At 45.6% G+C, this 17,618-nt stretch carries 16 protein-coding genes; 11 read left to right on the top strand and 5 right to left on the bottom strand.

Translation table 11 applies throughout. The annotated features are described in order from the left end of the window. Positions 1-35: 35 nt before the first annotated feature. Entirely contained in the window at positions 36-1,619 is a 1,584-nt protein-coding gene (locus QQL36_RS27425; RefSeq protein ID WP_083727703.1) for a peptide chain release factor 3, read from the top strand. 301 nt (positions 1,620-1,920) lie between these two features. Here the strand turns inward: QQL36_RS27425 and QQL36_RS27430 are convergent, their stop codons facing one another. From QQL36_RS27430 to QQL36_RS27445, 4 genes are all read right to left on the bottom strand, one after another. Further along, positions 1,921-2,406, bottom strand: coding sequence for a DUF6265 family protein (locus QQL36_RS27430; protein WP_083724701.1), 486 nt, complete (start codon positions 2,404-2,406; stop codon positions 1,921-1,923). Next, positions 2,378-4,303, bottom strand: a complete 1,926-nt coding sequence (locus QQL36_RS27435) for a menaquinone biosynthesis decarboxylase (protein ID WP_083724699.1) — start codon at positions 4,301-4,303, stop codon at positions 2,378-2,380. Before QQL36_RS27435 ends, QQL36_RS27430 begins: the two co-directional genes overlap by 29 nt. 446 nt (positions 4,304-4,749) lie before the next feature. After that, positions 4,750-5,073, bottom strand: a complete 324-nt coding sequence (locus QQL36_RS27440; RefSeq protein ID WP_321567462.1) for a hypothetical protein — start codon at positions 5,071-5,073, stop codon at positions 4,750-4,752. A 599-nt stretch (positions 5,074-5,672) separates the two neighbouring features. Further along, positions 5,673-6,521, bottom strand: coding sequence for a DUF6089 family protein (locus QQL36_RS27445; RefSeq protein WP_083724693.1), 849 nt, complete (start codon positions 6,519-6,521; stop codon positions 5,673-5,675). Between the two features lie 485 nt (positions 6,522-7,006). Between QQL36_RS27445 and QQL36_RS27450 the strand changes: the two genes are divergently transcribed. The 4 genes from QQL36_RS27450 (at position 7,007) to QQL36_RS27465 (ending at position 10,903) form a co-directional block, all read left to right on the top strand. Further along, positions 7,007-7,936 (top strand): helix-turn-helix domain-containing protein, encoded by a 930-nt coding sequence (locus QQL36_RS27450; protein ID WP_179091177.1) that lies wholly within the window; start codon positions 7,007-7,009, stop codon positions 7,934-7,936. Between the two features lie 237 nt (positions 7,937-8,173). Further along, entirely contained in the window at positions 8,174-9,250 is a 1,077-nt protein-coding gene (locus tag QQL36_RS27455) for an AI-2E family transporter (protein ID WP_083724689.1), read from the top strand. Positions 9,251-9,252: 2 nt separating this feature from the next. Beyond that, the gene (locus tag QQL36_RS27460) at positions 9,253-9,828 is read left to right on the top strand and encodes a GNAT family N-acetyltransferase (protein ID WP_083724687.1); all 576 of its coding nucleotides are present in this window, start codon (positions 9,253-9,255) and stop codon (positions 9,826-9,828) included. A gap of 583 nt (positions 9,829-10,411) precedes the next feature. After that, positions 10,412-10,903 (top strand): GNAT family N-acetyltransferase, encoded by a 492-nt coding sequence (locus QQL36_RS27465; RefSeq protein WP_083724719.1) that lies wholly within the window; start codon positions 10,412-10,414, stop codon positions 10,901-10,903. Here the strand turns inward: QQL36_RS27465 and QQL36_RS27470 are convergent. Then, a complete protein-coding gene (locus QQL36_RS27470; protein WP_083724683.1) occupies positions 10,883-11,542 on the bottom strand; it encodes a helix-turn-helix transcriptional regulator in 660 nt (219 codons plus the stop codon). The two genes, QQL36_RS27465 and QQL36_RS27470, sit on opposite strands and share 21 nt — an antisense overlap. Before the next feature lie 122 nt (positions 11,543-11,664). Here QQL36_RS27470 and QQL36_RS27475 point away from each other — a divergent pair, with 122 nt between their 5' ends. The 6 genes from QQL36_RS27475 to QQL36_RS27500 all read left to right on the top strand — a co-directional run bounded on the left by QQL36_RS27475 (position 11,665) and on the right by QQL36_RS27500 (position 17,584). Then, on the top strand, positions 11,665-12,222 hold the full coding sequence (locus QQL36_RS27475; RefSeq protein WP_083724681.1) for an NADPH-dependent FMN reductase: 558 nt from the start codon (positions 11,665-11,667) through the stop codon (positions 12,220-12,222). Between the two features lie 29 nt (positions 12,223-12,251). Continuing rightward, entirely contained in the window at positions 12,252-12,581 is a 330-nt protein-coding gene (locus QQL36_RS27480; protein WP_083724679.1) for a HesB/IscA family protein, read from the top strand. Between the two features lie 46 nt (positions 12,582-12,627). Next, entirely contained in the window at positions 12,628-14,070 is a 1,443-nt protein-coding gene (sufB, locus tag QQL36_RS27485; protein WP_083724677.1) for a Fe-S cluster assembly protein SufB, read from the top strand. A gap of 56 nt (positions 14,071-14,126) precedes the next feature. Then, entirely contained in the window at positions 14,127-14,891 is a 765-nt protein-coding gene (gene sufC / locus QQL36_RS27490) for a Fe-S cluster assembly ATPase SufC (protein WP_083724675.1), read from the top strand. Positions 14,892-14,929: 38 nt separating this feature from the next. Further along, positions 14,930-16,255, top strand: a complete 1,326-nt coding sequence (gene sufD / locus QQL36_RS27495; RefSeq protein ID WP_083724673.1) for a Fe-S cluster assembly protein SufD — start codon at positions 14,930-14,932, stop codon at positions 16,253-16,255. A gap of 99 nt (positions 16,256-16,354) precedes the next feature. After that, on the top strand, positions 16,355-17,584 hold the full coding sequence (locus QQL36_RS27500) for a cysteine desulfurase (protein ID WP_321570563.1): 1,230 nt from the start codon (positions 16,355-16,357) through the stop codon (positions 17,582-17,584). The last annotated feature ends 34 nt before the right edge of the window (positions 17,585-17,618 follow it).

The raw sequence follows: 17,618 nt of genomic DNA on the forward strand, positions 1-17,618 counted from the left end.
TCGTACCTTTGCACACATTTTTGGTACAAACGCATATGAAGTACGCAAGCGAAATCAATAAACGAAAGACATTTGCTATTATAGCCCACCCGGATGCCGGTAAAACCACCTTGACGGAAAAATTCCTGCTCTTTGGTGGCGCCATCCAGACTGCGGGCGCCGTAAAGTCTAACAAGATCAAGAAACATACGACCTCCGACTTTATGGAAATCGAACGGCAGCGTGGTATCTCTGTGGCCACCTCCGTGATGACTTTCGAATACCGGGATATGCTGATAAATCTGCTCGATACCCCGGGTCACAAGGACTTCGCGGAAGATACCTACCGTACCCTGACCGCAGTGGACAGCGTTGTGCTGGTCATCGACTGTGTAAAGGGGGTGGAAGAGCAGACGGAACGCCTCATGGAGGTATGCCGTATGCGCGATACCCCGGTGATCATCTTTGTCAATAAGATGGACCGTGACGGTAAAAATCCATTCGACCTGCTGGATGAGCTGGAAGAAAAACTGCGTATCAAGGTTCGCCCTCTGAGCTGGCCAATTAACGGCGGTACAGACTTTAAAGGGGTGTATAACCTGTATAATAAGAGCTTTGTATCCTTCGCGCCTAACAAGAAAGCAACAGATGATGATATCGTTCCACTGTCTGACCTGACAAGTGATTTCATCGATCAGACTTTCAATGCAACGGATGCAGCCCAGCTACGTAACGACGTGGAACTGATTGAGGGTGTATATGATACCTTTGAGAATACGGAATACCTGGAAGGTAAAATGGCGCCTGTTTTCTTTGGTAGCGCCGTGAATAACTTCGGGGTGAAGGACCTGCTCGATACCTTCATAGAGATCGCGCCTACGCCAAGAGATCGTGAATCCAGCACCCGTCCTGTTCCGGTGGCAGATGATAAATTCAGTGGTTTTATCTTTAAAATTCACGCAAACCTCGATCCGAGACACCGTGATCGTATCGCATTTTTACGTGTGTGTTCCGGTAAGTTTGAGCGGAATAAATTCTTCCACCATGTAAGGTTGGATAAGGATGTACGATTCAGTAACCCTTATACCTTCCTGGCACGGGAAAAGAATGTGGTGGATGATGCGTATCCGGGTGATGTGGTGGGTTTGTTTGATACGGGGAACTTTAAGATTGGAGATACACTGACGGAAGGTGAGAACTTCTATTTTACAGGTATTCCAAGCTTCTCTCCTGAGTTGTTTAAGGAGGTGGTGAATAAGGATCCGATGAAGACAAAGCAGTTGGAGAAAGGGTTGAGACAGTTGACGGATGAGGGTGTGGCGCAGTTGTTTACACAGCATGGTGGTAATCGTAAGATTATTGGTTGTGTGGGTGATCTGCAGTTTGAGGTGATACAGTATCGTTTGTTGCAGGAGTATGGAGCGTCTTGTATGTTTAATACTTTGCCGTTTTATAAGGCGTGCTGGATTACCGGGGATAAGGCGAAGGTAGAGGAGTTTATAAGGTTTAAACAGGCGAATGTGGTGGAGGATAAGGATGGACACCTGGTTTATCTGGCACAGAGTGAGTGGTATTTGAATACGGAGCGGACGAATAATCCGGCGGTGGAGTTTCATTTTACTTCTGAAATTCATAAATAAAATATCGGCGGTGATTGAGGTGATTGCTTCGCAATCACCTCAATCACCGCCAGGCGAAAGTTTTGGAGATGAGCAGAGCTCATCTCCAAAACTTTCGAAAGATAAAGAAGCCCGAAGGATAACAAAAAAATAGCCGCATCCTGTGATCAGGCGCGGCGTTATAATAAATTGTACGACCAACTCAAATGTAGTACAATTGCAGACTGTCCTTAGACTTGTAAAACAACAAGGCAAAGCTATTACAGCTTTGCCTTTGTTATTTATACATTTGGGAAATTGATTTACGCAAGTGGGAAATCCATTATTTCCTTTTGTACTCCAATATGATCTCACTAAATGTCTTCTCCTTCTCTCCTTTATAATGAACTTCCAGTTCATCCTCCTTCTTCCACTTATATACTATCTTTTGCGGATAATCACATTCCGGGTTTTCTGCCACAAAACCATTAGCTTGTATCACCGTTACCTTGAATGGCACCGGCTTTCCACTCTTTGGATCCGACACCGCAACAATGCTGAAATACAGGTCTTTCCCTCTTCTCTCCAGTTGCATATGATCCATCTCTACACTATCCTTACCGGTTATACGATGCGTCACTCCCTGCCAGGTATTCTCATCCAACTTTATCCAATACTCTGTAAAAGTACTGTGCTTCGTAGGCATACGCCAATATCCCAATATGTGATCCACGTACTTAAAGTCGGCCGGCTTTACCTGGGCAAAACTGTTACTGCAAAACAATAACAGCAGCAGGTATTTACTGTGGTACCACAGCTTCTTCCCCATACATTTGTGGTTTATATTTTAGCGATGGCGATGGCAGGAAAGGTCCTATATTTAACGCCGCCCATTTCTCATCTACTTTACGGATCGTTTCGTCATCCGCAACAACGATATTGGGCCAGTCACGCTCAAAACCATCCAGCAGTCTGTTTTTCAGGGTACCATCCATACCTATGCCCGCCCATTCTTTACCTGGTTTGCCAGGTACAGGATTACGTACTACAAAGCTATCTCTTCTTGGATCCAGGTTATTACAAAAGCGCCACAGGGTAGTTGCCAGATCACTGACATCTACAGTGTGCTCTACAAAAATGATCATCTTGATGCCCAGCATTTCAGGCAGTGCATACAGCTGTTCATTCAGTTCCTTGATATGCAGCGGACGTGCTTTTTGTACGGCAACAAATAAACAAGGAATATCCATGGCCAGCAGACTATCATTGATCCCTTTGATTTCAGGGAAACGTTTTTGCAGTTCTTCTTTATTGATACCAGCAGGTTTGATATCCTGTACGTGACTATCCAAAATTTCTTCGTCGAATTTGGTAGTCGCGTCGATACACATCTTACCACCAAAGCCCATTTTAGAACAGGAGTGGTCAAGTACATCCATCGGACCCTGGCTGAAGTAGATGTCTGTACCAGGGTTCAGGTGCTTAAACATATATTGCGCCAGTGCTTTGTAATCACTGATAGTAGTGTGCTGATCGGCGACAACAAGGATTTTGTTGAACATCATCTGCCCCGCGCCCCACATGGCATTCATCACTTTCTGCGCCTGGCCGGCATAATCTTTCTTTATCTTGGAAATCACCAGGTTATGGAATACCCCTTCTACCGGCATTTCCATATCGATCATTTCAGGTACCATGGCCATTTTGATAGGCGCAAGGAAAATTCTTTCAGTCGCTTTACCGAGGTAAGCATCTTCCTGAGGAGGGATGCCTACAATGGTAGCGGGGTATACAGCATCTTTACGATGAGTGATAGCGGTAACATGGAAACGAGGGTACCAGTCGGCCAGGGAGTAGTAACCGGTGTGGTCGCCAAATGGTCCTTCCCAGATCAGGTCTTCTTCCGGATCTACGTATCCTTCTAAAACGAAGTCCGCATCAGCAGGCACTTCGATATCTGGCTGAGAGATACATTTTACCAGTTCTACTTTCTGCTTGCGCAGGAAACCCGCCAGCATGTATTCATCCACATTTTCAGGGAGGGGTGCCGTAGCGGAATAGGTATATACAGGATCGCCACCGAGTACAACAGCTACCGGCATGCGTTTTTTCAGTGCCTTGTATTCGTTGTAGTGTTTGGCGGATACTTTGTGTTTATGCCAGTGCATACCGGTCATCTGGCCATCGAACACCTGCATACGGTACATGCCTACGTTGCGGATACCGGTGTGTGGGTCTTTGGTGTGGATGACAGGGAGGGTGATGAACGGACCACCATCTTTAGGCCAGCATTGAATAACCGGGATTTTGGTGAGGTCCGGGTTGGACATGATCACTTCCTGGCAGGCGCCTTTGCCGCTGACTACTTTTGGCATCCAGCTGGCGAATTGGCCAAGTTTAGGGAGCATGGCCAGTTTATCGAGAATGCTTTCTTTGGGTTTGGAAAGCATTTTGAAGAGGTCTTCGATCTGGTGGGCAACATCGTCCAGTTCATTGACGCCCAATGCCAGGCACATCCTTTTGAGGCTACCCATGGAGTTCATGAGGACGGGGAAGTCCGTGCCTGTGTTTTCAAAAAGGAGGGCTTTGCCGCCATCCGGGGATTTGCTGATCCTGTCAGTGATTTCGGATATTTCCAGGATTGGGTCTACGAAGGTTTTGATACGGACCAGTTCTCCTGCCTTTTCCAGTGTGTCTATGAAGTGTTTCAGATTCTTATATGCCATACGGAGATTCGAAAATTTATGCGAAGGTAAACCCAAAATAAATACTTTTGCCTCCGGCAAAAGTATTTATTTTGATGTAGATGACGCTGTGGGCTGGCCTGCCAAAGGCAACCACCTCTCCCCACACCCTCCGCTCCCTCAAACACCCTCCTCCTCCCCAAACCCAACCACCTCACCCTCAAACTACCACCATTTCCCCCTCAAATCAAACCACTTCTCCCTAAAAAAACCATCTCACCCTCAACCCACCTCCTCCTCCCCCTCAAGCCACAACCATCTCACCCTCCTCCACCTCAAACCTCCTCACCCTCTACCCACCTCCACCTCTCCCCCAAACCACAAACACCTCAACCCACCTCCACCTCTCCTCCAAACAACCTCCCCTCCCCAAAAACAAAAAAGGCCGTCCTCCTTCGAGAACAGCCTTTACCTTAATGATATATCGATTATAAGCTAATACTTGCATTAACCACCACTCTCGGTCTCTTTACATACACCACTTCTGCTGGAGCTGGTGCCGGTGCATAAACCACTACTGGCGCTGGCGCAGGCGCTGGTGCACATACTGCTACCGGTGCTGGTGCTGGTATCACTCTCACACCTGGACGGCAATCATAATAAGCACCACGATAACTTTTACTGCAATCCTCCCAACGGCCAGCATGAACACGATAACCTCTTTCGTAACTATTTCCACGATGTACATTTTGTGCCATTGCACTTACAACGGTTCCTCCTATCAGCAGCATCATTATTACTATCTGTTTCATACTGTTTGATTTAGTTTTTGGTAAAATTGATTGGAATTGAAATATAGGAATTATAATATATACTTAAACGTTAATAGCGGCATTTAAAGTGTGTGCAGGCACTACAACATTGTTATACACATGACGGTGATAACGATGTGGCCTGTGATGCACTACATGATGATGACGATGATGTATCACCCTGTGTGGCCGATGCGCTCTGTGCGGCCTTGGAGGATGAGGCGGAAAATGCCTGTGGTGCCTTACATGATGTGGATGCGGTGACCTTGTGGGCTGAGCATCCGACACTACGAATCCTCCAATTATAAATAAAATAATGAATAATATCTTTTTCATGATCCTAACAGTTTAGTAAGTAAATTAAAGTTAGCGCGATCGGATCTTCATGAGGAGAATGGTAAAAAATAACAGGGAGGAAAAGCGTACAACCATCATAGTTCTTATCTTATTCGTTACTCTCTCCGCGATTTCTGAACTCGTTTGCTCAATGATCAGTTGCACATCACTTTCTCTTATTCCTGTATTGTCTATGAAATTTCAAGAAGTATGCCAAAAACTAAATTCCCTGAAGATCGTTGACCAGCACCAACTTACACTTACTAAAACTTTGGACAGTTTGAAACTTTCTGTTTCTTCCAGTGGTTATATGGACCACTACCACCTCCAAAACGGTACGCCAGTGTGAATCCGGTAAACACATACCAGTCATCATACTTCTGCGAACCTCTTGGAAATCCTTCGGTAGGATACGCCCCGGAACCCCTGTAGGCATAGCGAACGGTATTGGGACCATATGCTGCCAGCAACGTATTATAATCTGCGTAACCCTTGCTCACATCATCCAGGTAGTCTGTAAATGTTTTACGTAATCCTATTTCAAAACCTGCTACCAGGTCGTCACGAATCAGGAATTTTACACCTGCACCAAATGGAATGGAAATACTTGTCAGGTTATACTGCTTACGGTCAGGATACTGTGAAAGCCCCTGCCCTTCTGTGTTCAGACCTCTCAGCTTTACTATGTCGCCACTACTATCGCGGGTGGTAGGATAAAAACTGAATACACCGACACCGCCAAATACATAAGGTGTCCAACCCTTGTCGTCTATATCAAATAAATTCAACTCAAGTCTGACATGAAACTCCATGATAGGTGAACGGAAACTCAGGTTCCTGTCTTTCAGATCTGCTCTCCTGTTTGTGCTATCTGCCCCGGCTATGCGCGCATAAGTAAGCCCTGCGCCTAAAGTGACGTGCGGACTGAGATCCCGCTTGGCAAACAATCCGATGTGATACCGGGTATATCCCATATCCACCCGTGATTGTGATAAATCACCACTGTAATTACTGATCCCTAATGCACCACCAACCTGCCAGTACTGTCCAAAAACGGCAAAGGGAAGACAAACAAATAAAGTAACTAGTACCTTCTTAGAAATAACATTCATAAAATGGTTTCTCAATGCAATTAGATTTGGCATCAACTTTCGTGATTGATTAACGAGCTTTTTTCATCGCATTTCGATAGGTATTTGCTAAGGGGTATCAGGACATTGTTTTATAACGAAGGAGACTGGCATAAAATTGTAAAGCAGGCATTCTCATTCTAAACAACGGCCGCTAAAATAATACTTTTTTGCAGGCTGAACAACTACCGCAGCAAATATCAAATACTCAAAAATTAATTGCAGAACTTGCGAACAAAGAGTTACATATAAACCAAAACACTCACACATTATCTTAAAATGCTTAGTATTAGCGGATTTACACGTTTATATTTGTTGAAACGTTTTTTTTATTATCTGCAGCTAATACCTTACTTTCGAATAGTATCAATTCATTATAAAATACTATCGGTCTTTTAGATGAAATGATCGGTTACAACAAACCTCATTTAGCCCTTATCGATTGCTCTTTATTTAAAAGTTCAGCTATGAAACAAAAACCTCCCGCCCAGGAGCAAATGGAGCTGTTTGCACTCAAAGCATTGTGTTTTGCAGATGATCATGTCTCTGATTCTTTTGAGATGAAACACGTATCTGACTGGCTCGGAATTTCCTACTCTTATTTCTACCACAGTTTTACACAGGTGATTGGAGAACCCTACTGGCAATATGTAAAACGTCACCGGCTGGAACTCTCTGCAGGGCTGCTCAGGCATAGCGGATATAACGTCAGCGAGATTTCAGAACGAACCGGTTACGCTACTGTAGCGGCATTTACAAAAGCATTTACCCAATATTATGACAAGAGTCCGCGGGGTTTCAGGAAGATCCCTACCCTCCCGAATGAGCAACGTACGCTACATTTAGTAGATGCGATTGTGAAAGCGTTTAATAAGAAAGGTGATAACCTGACTTCCTATTTTAATTTTGAGCGCACGGAGAAGGAGTACCTGCCGGATAGTATGTTATACTATACGATCTTATCCAGGGGCCAGGATCCGATAGCCCAGATGATTATGAAGATGACAAGGGAAGAGAAACGTTTGCGCAAAATCCTGCAGGCACAGGAGTTACCACAGGCAAAGGTGATTACGAGTACGCTGGATGCTGTACCGGTCACTTCATATGAACAAATGAGCATATTCGCAGGAATCTTTATACCCAGCAAGGATGTTACTTCCGGCTTTATGGATGTGGTGATGAAAGAGAACCTGATGGCTAAAAGGATACCAGCGGGCCATTATATTAAACTACCCGTGCCTATAGATTTTGCAATGGCAGGGATACCAATGTATGAGTTTATAGATCGGTATGTGAAAGAGGGCGTGTTTAAGATGAGTGGGAACCATTTCTTTATTTCTATGGTAGGGCCGAATAAGTGTGAGATCTTTATTCCTTATATGAAGCAGCTAATATAATGCATAAAAGCATTAATTAAAAAGGTCCTGCCACTAAGCAAGACCTTTTGTCTTTATAGATTTCTTAATTTACAAGCTGATTTTTCCTGTCGGCAAAATCTGTGCCCCGCGACAAGTTCACTTCTGCCGAAGGCGGAAGTAAACTTGTCGCCAAGGGCAAAACTTTATTTATTTGTGGATTGGCCAATTTATTGCTCTTTTTTACCTTCCTTTATAAAAAATCTACAAAACCATCCCATGAATGAAGTAAAGCTACCCTTTAATGCAAGACTAGCCTTCACCCTCCTCTCCCTCATCCTGCTGATGTTCATCGCCAGATCAGGACACGAGCTGCTAGTACCGCTGGCCTTCGCTTTTCTGATAGCTATCATGCTCATCCCAGTCGCCGGTTTTCTTGAAAAATGTCGCTTCTCAAGAGCCATGGCCGCACTTACCTGCATCTTATTAATCGTCATCATTCTCTTTGGGATCAGCATGATCCTTGCTTCTCAAATGGGCTCATTTGTTGCCGATTTTCCACACTTACAACAACAATTGCTACATACTATCACCGACCTTCAGGCCTGGATCAATAAGAAATTTCATATTGACGCCGCCCGCCAGATGGATTATTTAGAACAACTGGCCATGGGTACTTTAGGCTCTGCCACCGCTTTTGTGAGCACGACCTTATTATCCTTATCTTCCCTGTTGATCTTTATTATTTTCGTACTATTATATACGTTTTTCCTGCTGCTCTATCGGTCTTTACTAGTCACTTTCCTCATCACCGTGTTCGAGGCAAAACATCGTGAGACCCTGCTCAGCGTGATTGTTGAAACACGCCTGATCATCAAAGGATACCTGGCAGGACTGATGATTGAAATGGTGGTAGTCGCCGTCGTAAACTGTACCCTCTTCTGGATACTGGGTATCAAGTATGCGACACTGTTAGGTATCATGGCCGCTATATTTAATATCATTCCTTACCTGGGTATTTACGTGGCCACCGTTATTTCCATGTTGCTCACATTAACGAACAGTTCACTGGGCACTACGATACAGGTAGGTGTCGGTTTGCTCGTCGTACACTTCCTGGATAGCAATGTGCTACTGCCACGCATCGTAGGCAGCAAAGTAAAGATCAACGCACTTGTCACCATCCTCGCAGTCGTATCCGGCAACCTGCTATGGGGCGTTCCAGGCATGTTCCTCGCTATTCCGTTCATTGCAATTTTGAAAATTATTTTTGAGAATATCGAACAAATGAAGCCCTGGGCCATTTTACTGGGTGACGTAACACTCAAAAAAGTGAAAGTGCGCCGGAAAAATTAAGCATGAATAATCTACATAAAGAGGTGGAAGTTCCTGTGTTGGTAGCAGATGATTTACTCCTGCGACCCATCAGTGAAAAGGATATCGCCGCATTGTTCAATTTATTTTCGTCGGAAAAGGTGACCCGCTTTATGGATATAGAACGGTTCATCAATGTATCCGAAGCAGCACAGTTAGTCGCCTTTTTCAGGGAAAAACTGTTGAGTGGGGAAGGTATGCGCTGGGGAATTTACCAACCTGACAATGATACGCTGATCGGCACCTGTGGGTTGCATCATATCAATAAAACACATTATAAAGCAGAAATGGGGTACGACCTCCTCCCCGCTTTCTGGGGAAAAGGAATAATGACCGCCTCCCTGAACCGGTTGCTCCAGTATGCTTTTGAGGAACTGGCACTGAACCGAATAGAAGCAGTGGTAGATCCGGATAATAAATTATCTATTCTCCTCCTGAAACGACTGGGGTTCCAACAGGAAGGACTGCTAAGGCAGGCATTTTTCCAGAAAGGGCAATTTGTGGATACTTATATGTTTAGCCTCCTGTCCGGCGACTACAATTACGAGTTACATTATTAAATAACGAATGGCCCTGAAAGCCCGCTATTGCTTGTTGCAATAGCGGGCTTTCGGCATTTAAGGTCGGCCAGGCTTTCATCCGGACAGGAATAAGCAAACAACCATAGGTCAAAAAGTAAGGTACCCCCACCATAAACTGCTAATGACCCGTAGGTATCCCGTAGATAACCCGCCTCTATATAGATGCGGGATATTGGCGGCTTATGGGCGGGTTATGGGCGGCTTATAGGCGGGTTATCCCCGGCGAAGACCTATGGACGTGTTATAGCTGGGATAGTCCAACAGGATATAGATGGGATAAGGGTTTCCATGGGGGGTATTTCAGCATACCATAAGCATCACGCCAAAGGTATTGACATGGGATAAGGGTTTCCACGGGGGGTAATTCAGCATACCATAAGCAGCACGCCAAAGGAATTGACATGGGATAAGGGTTTCCATGGGGGGTATTTCAGCATACCATAAGCAGCACGCCAAAGGTATTGACATGGATAAGGGTATCCACGGGGGGTAGTATTTCAGCATTGCTGGCATTACAAACACCATTATCTTTCCTTTCCAAAAACTTTATATTTTTGCTCCCATGCAATTCAGAAACGCCACCACCCACGACATGCCGGCTATCGTAGCCATCTACAACAGCACCATCGCCGGCCGTATGGTCACCGCCGACACAGAACCTGTATCCGTAGAAAGCCGCATGCCCTGGTTCAATGTTCACAACCCGGAAAAACGCCCGCTATGGGTAGTAGAAGAAAATGGAATCATGATAGGCTGGGTGAGCTTCCAGTCCTTTTATGGCCGGCCGGCCTACGACGGTACCGCCGAAATCAGTATCTATTTAGATGAGCGTCAACGAGGTAAGGGTTATGGCAAAAAAATACTGGAATACGCCATGGCACAATGCCCGTCCATCGGCATAAAATCACTGCTGGGATTTATCTTCTCCCACAATGAGCCAAGTATCAAATTATTTGAGAAACTGGGTTTCACTTCCTGGGCACATCTGCCCAACATCGCCGTATTGGATGGCGTAGAAAGAAGCCTGGATATTTTAGGAAAGCGGATTTACTAAGACGACAATCTTATATACACACCTGCGGGCGCCGCTGATAATATGGTCAGCGCGCTCGACCTCCACCCCGTCACCCATCAGGTTTTTAAAGGTTTTGAGTTCTGATTTACAGATGTTTGCGCAGTTAATAGCAGCATTACAGATCGGACAGTGGTTTTCTATAAAGAAATATCCCCCTTCCCCATCTTCTGCCCACTCCGCCAGGTATCCTTCCCGGGTACGCAGGGCAGCAAATGCTTCCAGCTTATCTGCTACCTCCGTAATGCCTGACAGGGCATTAAAATATTTTTCATTCTGCTGCTGTTCCCTGGCGGCAACAACTTTATCGAGGGCATCTTCGCCCAGCTCCACCCTGATCGTCTCTAATAATTGTAAGGTAAATTCTGCATGCGTATCAGGAAAATGAGCATGCCCCACCGGTGTCAGATCCCATATCTGTACCGGACGTCCAACTCCCTTTGATGTCGTTACCGACATCACCAGTCCTTCTTCTGCCAGTTTCAGCAGTTGCAGCCGGGCGCCTTCTCCTGTTATATTCAAAGCAGCCGCCAGCATAGCGGCCGACTGAGGCCCCTTCGTTTTCAGTAACTGCAAAAATCTATCTGCAGTCGCTTTCGTGATGGGTTTATAATTTTCCAAGTATTTACTTGTTTTATTCTCAAATGTCGTAATTTTGTGGGAGACAAAAAAATTTGTTGCGACAATCAACGAGCTCCACGGCCTAAAAGCCCTGAAGCTTAACAGTAAATAAAAGGACATAGATGAACGTCTTGATCTTCAATGGAACGATGGACACCGCTCCTTATACCACGGCTAACAGACTGTCTGCCTATTTTGAAGAACAGTTCCGCCAAAAAGGCTTCTCTACAGAAGTATTTAGTCCAAAAGGCGGTCACATACCGTTCTTTGAATATCCAAAAGGCGATATGCCTGAACCCGTAAAGGCCATGTGCGATGCGTTTTGCAAAGCAGATGTGCTCGTATGGCTGACTCCCCTCTATCATGGAAGTATGACCGGGGTCATGAAAAATGCGCTGGACTGGTTAGAAATGACCAGCAAACTCAGTAATCCATATTTAACCGGAAAGGTCGTAGCTTTGGTGTCCTGGGGCGATGGTCATCAGGCCATGCAGGGTATCAACGCGATGGATTCCGTAGCGAAAGCATTGAGAGCGTGGGTATTACCCTACTCCGTTCCCATCATGAAAGAACACCTGTATACCGCTGACGGTAAAGATTTTACCGCGCCATACAAGAATAAGTTCGATCGCCTGGTCTCTCTTTTAGGAGAAGCACAGGTTTTGAAACACATAAAGTAATAGGTTCATATCATAAAAAAGGAAGCATTATGATAACAGTATCAGATAAAGCTAGCTTATATATCAAGGACTTGATGACCAAGGAAAACCATGCAGCTGACACCTTTGTTCGCGTAGGCGTAAAGGGAGGCGGTTGCTCAGGCCTGGAATATGTACTGAAATTTGAAGAGTCAGAAAAACAGGAAGGCGATCAAATCTTTGAAGATAAAGGTGTTAAGATAGTAGTACAGATGAAAAGCCTCTTGTATCTTTACGGCACAGAATTAGACTATAGCGACGGTCTGAACGGTAAAGGGCTTTTCTTTAACAATCCAAATGCTACCCGTACATGTAGTTGTGGCGAGAGCTTCGCTGTATAATAATTAAATAAAAACAGCAGGCCAGCAACCTTAATTAATCCGGAAAATGAGAAATAGCAACGAAATAATTGACGACATAGCCAACAAGGAATACGAGTTTGGCTTCACCACCGACATCGAGATGGAAATGGCACCCGTTGGCCTCAACGAGGATACCATTCGCTACATCTCAGCTAAAAAGGAAGAACCTGAATGGCTCCTTCAATGGCGCCTGAAGGCATTCGCTGCCTTCCAGAAAATGCAGTGGCCAGCATGGCAGCACTTTAAAATGCCGGAAATAGACCTGCAGAAGATCTCTTTCTATGCCGCTCCAAAAAGAAAATCATTAACCAGCCTGGATGAAGTTGATCCTGAAATCCTGGCTACCATGGAGAAGCTGGGTATCCCCCTGAATGAGCAGAAAGCGCTCTCCGGTGTGGCTGTGGACGTGGTGTTCGATAGCGTATCCGTTGCTACTACTTTCCGCGAAAAATTAGGTGAACTCGGTGTCATTTTCTGCTCCTTTGGCGAAGCAGTACGTGAACATCCAGAGCTGGTAAAAGAATACCTGGGTACCGTAGTTCCTCACTCTGACAACATCTTTGCCGCGCTGAATGCAGCAGTATTCTCCGATGGCTCATTTGTATACATTCCAAAAGGCGTACGCTGTCCAATGGAACTGAGCACCTACTTCCGTATCAATGCGGAAAATACAGGTCAGTTCGAACGTACCCTCATCATCTGCGACGATAATGCCTACGTAAGTTATCTCGAAGGCTGTACGGCTCCACGCCGCGATGAAAACCAGCTGCACGCTGCAGTTGTGGAACTCATTGCGCTGAACCATGCAGAGATCAAATACTCTACTGTTCAAAACTGGTATCCCGGTGATAAAGACGGTAAAGGTGGTATTTACAACTTCGTAACCAAACGTGGTATCTGTAAAGGAAATAGCAGCAAGATCTCCTGGACACAGGTAGAAACCGGCTCCGCTATCACCTGGAAATATCCAAGTGTGATCCTGCAGGGCGATGATGCTGAAGGCGAATTCTATTCTGTAGCAGTAACCCGCAACAAGCAGATTGCTGATACCGGAACCAAAATATATCACCTGGGTCGCAACACCCGCAGCCGTATCATTTCAAAAGGTATTTCTGCAGGCACCAGTGATAATACCTATCGCGGTCTTGTACAGGTAGGTCCACGTGCTGCCAATGCACGTAACTTTACCCAGTGCGACTCCCTGCTCATAGGCGATCGCTGTGGCGCTCACACCTTCCCTTACATCGAATCAAAGAATAGCACCGCTACTGTAGAACACGAAGCGACTACTTCCAAGATCGGGGAAGACCAGATCTTCTACCTCAACCAACGTGGCATCAATACAGAACAGGCAGTAGCCCTCATCGTGAACGGTTATGCAAAGGAAGTATTGAACCAGCTCCCAATGGAGTTCGCAGTAGAAGCGCAAAAACTGCTGTCCATTACACTTGAAGGTAGTGTAGGATAACAGACAAGGAAAGATATATTATTTACAAAGCAAACAACAGAGAAACAAAACATATCATGCTGACGATTAAAAATCTGCACGCAGAAGTAGACGGTAAGAAAATATTAAAGGGCCTGAACCTGGAAATCAAAGCTGGTGAGATGCATGCCATCATGGGACCTAACGGTGCCGGCAAAAGCTCCCTGGCTTCTGTGCTCGCTGGTCGTGAGAACTATACAGTGACTGAAGGTGAAGTGATCTTCGACGGCAAAAACCTGCTGGACATGGCTCCTGAAGACCGCGCCCGTGAAGGTGTGTTCCTGGCATTCCAGTACCCTGTAGAAATTCCAGGTGTATCTAACCTGAATTTCCTCAAGACTGCGCTGAACGAGATCAGAGCTTACCATAGCCTGCCTGCAATCGAAGCAAAGGAATTCCTGAAACTGACCAAAGAGAAACAGCAGATGATGGACTTTAATGCTAACCTGATGAACCGCTCTCTGAATGAAGGTTTTTCCGGTGGTGAAAAGAAACGTAACGAAGTTTTCCAGATGGCTATGCTGGATCCTAAATTCGCTATCCTCGACGAAACTGACTCTGGTCTGGACATCGATGCGCTGCGTATTGTAGCAAGCGGTGTAAACAAACTGCGTGCTGCTGACAAAGCATTCATGGTGATCACTCACTATCAACGTCTGCTCGATTATATCGTACCTGACTTTGTACACGTACTGGCTGATGGGGTGATCGTAAAAACAGGTAACAAAGACCTGGCGCTGGAACTGGAAGAAAAGGGCTACGACTGGCTGAAAGAAGATGTACATCAGAAAGAATCGGTATAAGTTTTTAACTCAGGCAATCGGTCTATAGATTTCAACACATGACTAGCGATATCAATAAATCATTTTACGACTTTATATCCAACGGGATGCCGGGTCCTGAACAGCAGGTAGACGTGAACAACGCCATCCTGCCTGCGCGTAAAGAGGCGTTTAGCCGCTTTCGCTCCCTGGGCCTTCCAACCCTCAAAACTGAAGAATGGCGCTATACTAACATACAGCGCTATCTGAAAGATGTATTCACCCTGGCAGAAGAAGAGCTATCAACTGTAACTGCCGAACAACTGCGCGGCGCGAGCATTCCTAAACTGGACAGCTATACTGCTGTACTGGTAAACGGACGCCTGCAACCGGAGTTGTCCCAACTACCTGCTGATGGAAAGATCACTATTTCCAAAATCAGCGATGCCGCCGGGAATGCTCAACTCCAGGCATGGTTCGATAAACACCCTCACCTGCAAAAACAACCTTTTGCAGCCCTCAATGCAGCCTTCTTTGCCGATGGTCTGTTCATTGAAGCAGGTGTAAACGCCAGCCTCGATAAACCACTGCACATCATTCATGTATATACAGCCGCTGTAAACGCTTTTATTCAGCCCCGCCACCTGGTGATACTGCATAAAAGCGCTACCCTCGAAATCATCGAGAGCTCAGTAGGTCTGAACAAAGAAGCGATCACATTTGTGAACAGCGTAACGGAAGTAGTACTGGAAGAGAACGCGGAACTCTGGCATTACAATGTACAGAGCACTATTAAAAATAGCCGCCACATCTACCACACCTCTGCCCTGCAGAAAGCTGACAGCCGCTACCATCACTTCAACTTCACCCTGCCTGCAGCTGAGCTTACGCGCAATAACCTGAGCGTGGCACTGACCGGCAGCAATACAGAGACCAACCTGCATGGCCTCTTCCTCGCTACCGAACAGCAGCATGTAGATAACCATACCTTCGTGGACCACCAGGTACCCAATTGTAACAGTAATGAACTGTACAAAGGCGTACTGCTGGATAATGCCAAAGGTGTTTTTACCGGCAAGATCATGGTTCACCAGGATGCGCAGAAAACAAACGCTTTCCAGCAGAATAATAACCTGCTGATGAGCGAAAAGGCAAATATCAACTCACAGCCACAGCTGGAAATATATGCTGACGACGTGAAGTGTAGCCACGGTTTTACCGTAGGCCGCTTTAGCGAAGAAGCATTGTTCTACCTCCGCTCCCGTGGTATTGGTGCTGAAGCTGCCAAAACACTCATGGTAAATGCATTTGCTTTTGATATTACCGACCAGGTACATATCCCTGCATTACAGGAGTTCCTCTCCGATAAGATCCGCAGGTATGTAACCGGCGCTATCAATAATTAATTCCGTAAGAAATTACGATCTTTGCAGGAGGTCATGTCGTCTTAGTATGACATGACCTCCGTCTTTTCAAAATTGAATAATATGGCACACGTTCCAGATATCGCTGCACCGGCATTAGATATAGATAAGATCAGAAAGGATTTCCCGCTGTTGCAGGAAAAGGTGTATGGTAAACCGCTTGTATATCTTGATAATTCAGCTACGACCCAAAAGCCACAGGTAGTGCTGGATACGCTGGAGCAATATTATAAGCAATACAATAGTAATGTGCATCGTGGGGTGCACCACCTGAGCCAGGTGGCTTCTGAAGCGTATGAAGGCGCCCGTCATATCATTGCAGGTTTTATCAATGCACAGGAGCATGAAGAAGTGATCTTTACCAAAGGAACCACCGATAGCATCAACCTGATCGCAAATGTATTTGGCAGAGGCATCATTAAGCCTGGTGATGAAGTGATTGTGTCTGCAATGGAACACCATTCCAATATCGTTCCCTGGCAGATTATGTGTGAAGACAGAGGAGCTGTGTTGAAAGTGATTCCGATGGATGAGAATGGGGAGTTGATCATGAGTGAATACACGAACCTGCTCTCTGATAAAACGAAGATTGTGAGTGTGGCATATGTATCTAATTCATTAGGTACCGTGAACCCGGTGCGTGACATTATCGCACAGGCACATGCGCGCAATATTCCTGTGATGCTGGATGCCGCACAGGCTATTCAACATATGCCGCTGGATGTACAGGAACTGGATGCTGATTTCATCGCATTTTCAGGGCATAAATTGTATGGTCCGACCGGTATTGGTATCTTGTATGGTAAGAGAGAATGGTTGGATAAACTGCCTCCTTACCAGGGCGGTGGCGATATGATCAAGACCGTTACATTTGCAAAGACGACTTACAATGAATTGCCATTTAAATTTGAAGCAGGTACCCCTGATATCAGTGGGGCGATCGCTTTGGGTGCGGCAGTGAAATATGTGCAGGAGATTGGGATAGAAAATATTCATGCGTACGAGGAGCAATTGGTGAACTATGCAGTGGAGCAATTATCTACCGTAGAAGGGCTGCGATTCATTGGGAATCCCAAGCATAGATCTGGTGCAATTTCGTTTTTAGTGGGTGCAATCCATCCGTATGACCTGGGTGAGTTGCTGGATAAGCAGGGCGTGGCGATCAGAACGGGACACCATTGTGCAGAGCCGGTGATGGATTTCTTTTGCATTCCGGGTACGGTGAGAGCGAGTTTTGCAATGTATACAAATAAGGAAGATATTGACAGACTGGTGGTGGCGATCAATCGCGCTGCGGGAATGTTGAGATAAATATCAGAGTTGAGATAATTTCAGAAAGGAGTTT

It is taken from the genome of Chitinophaga sp. LS1 (assembly GCF_034274695.1).
In the GTDB taxonomy this organism is placed as follows: Bacteria; Bacteroidota; Bacteroidia; order Chitinophagales; family Chitinophagaceae; genus Chitinophaga.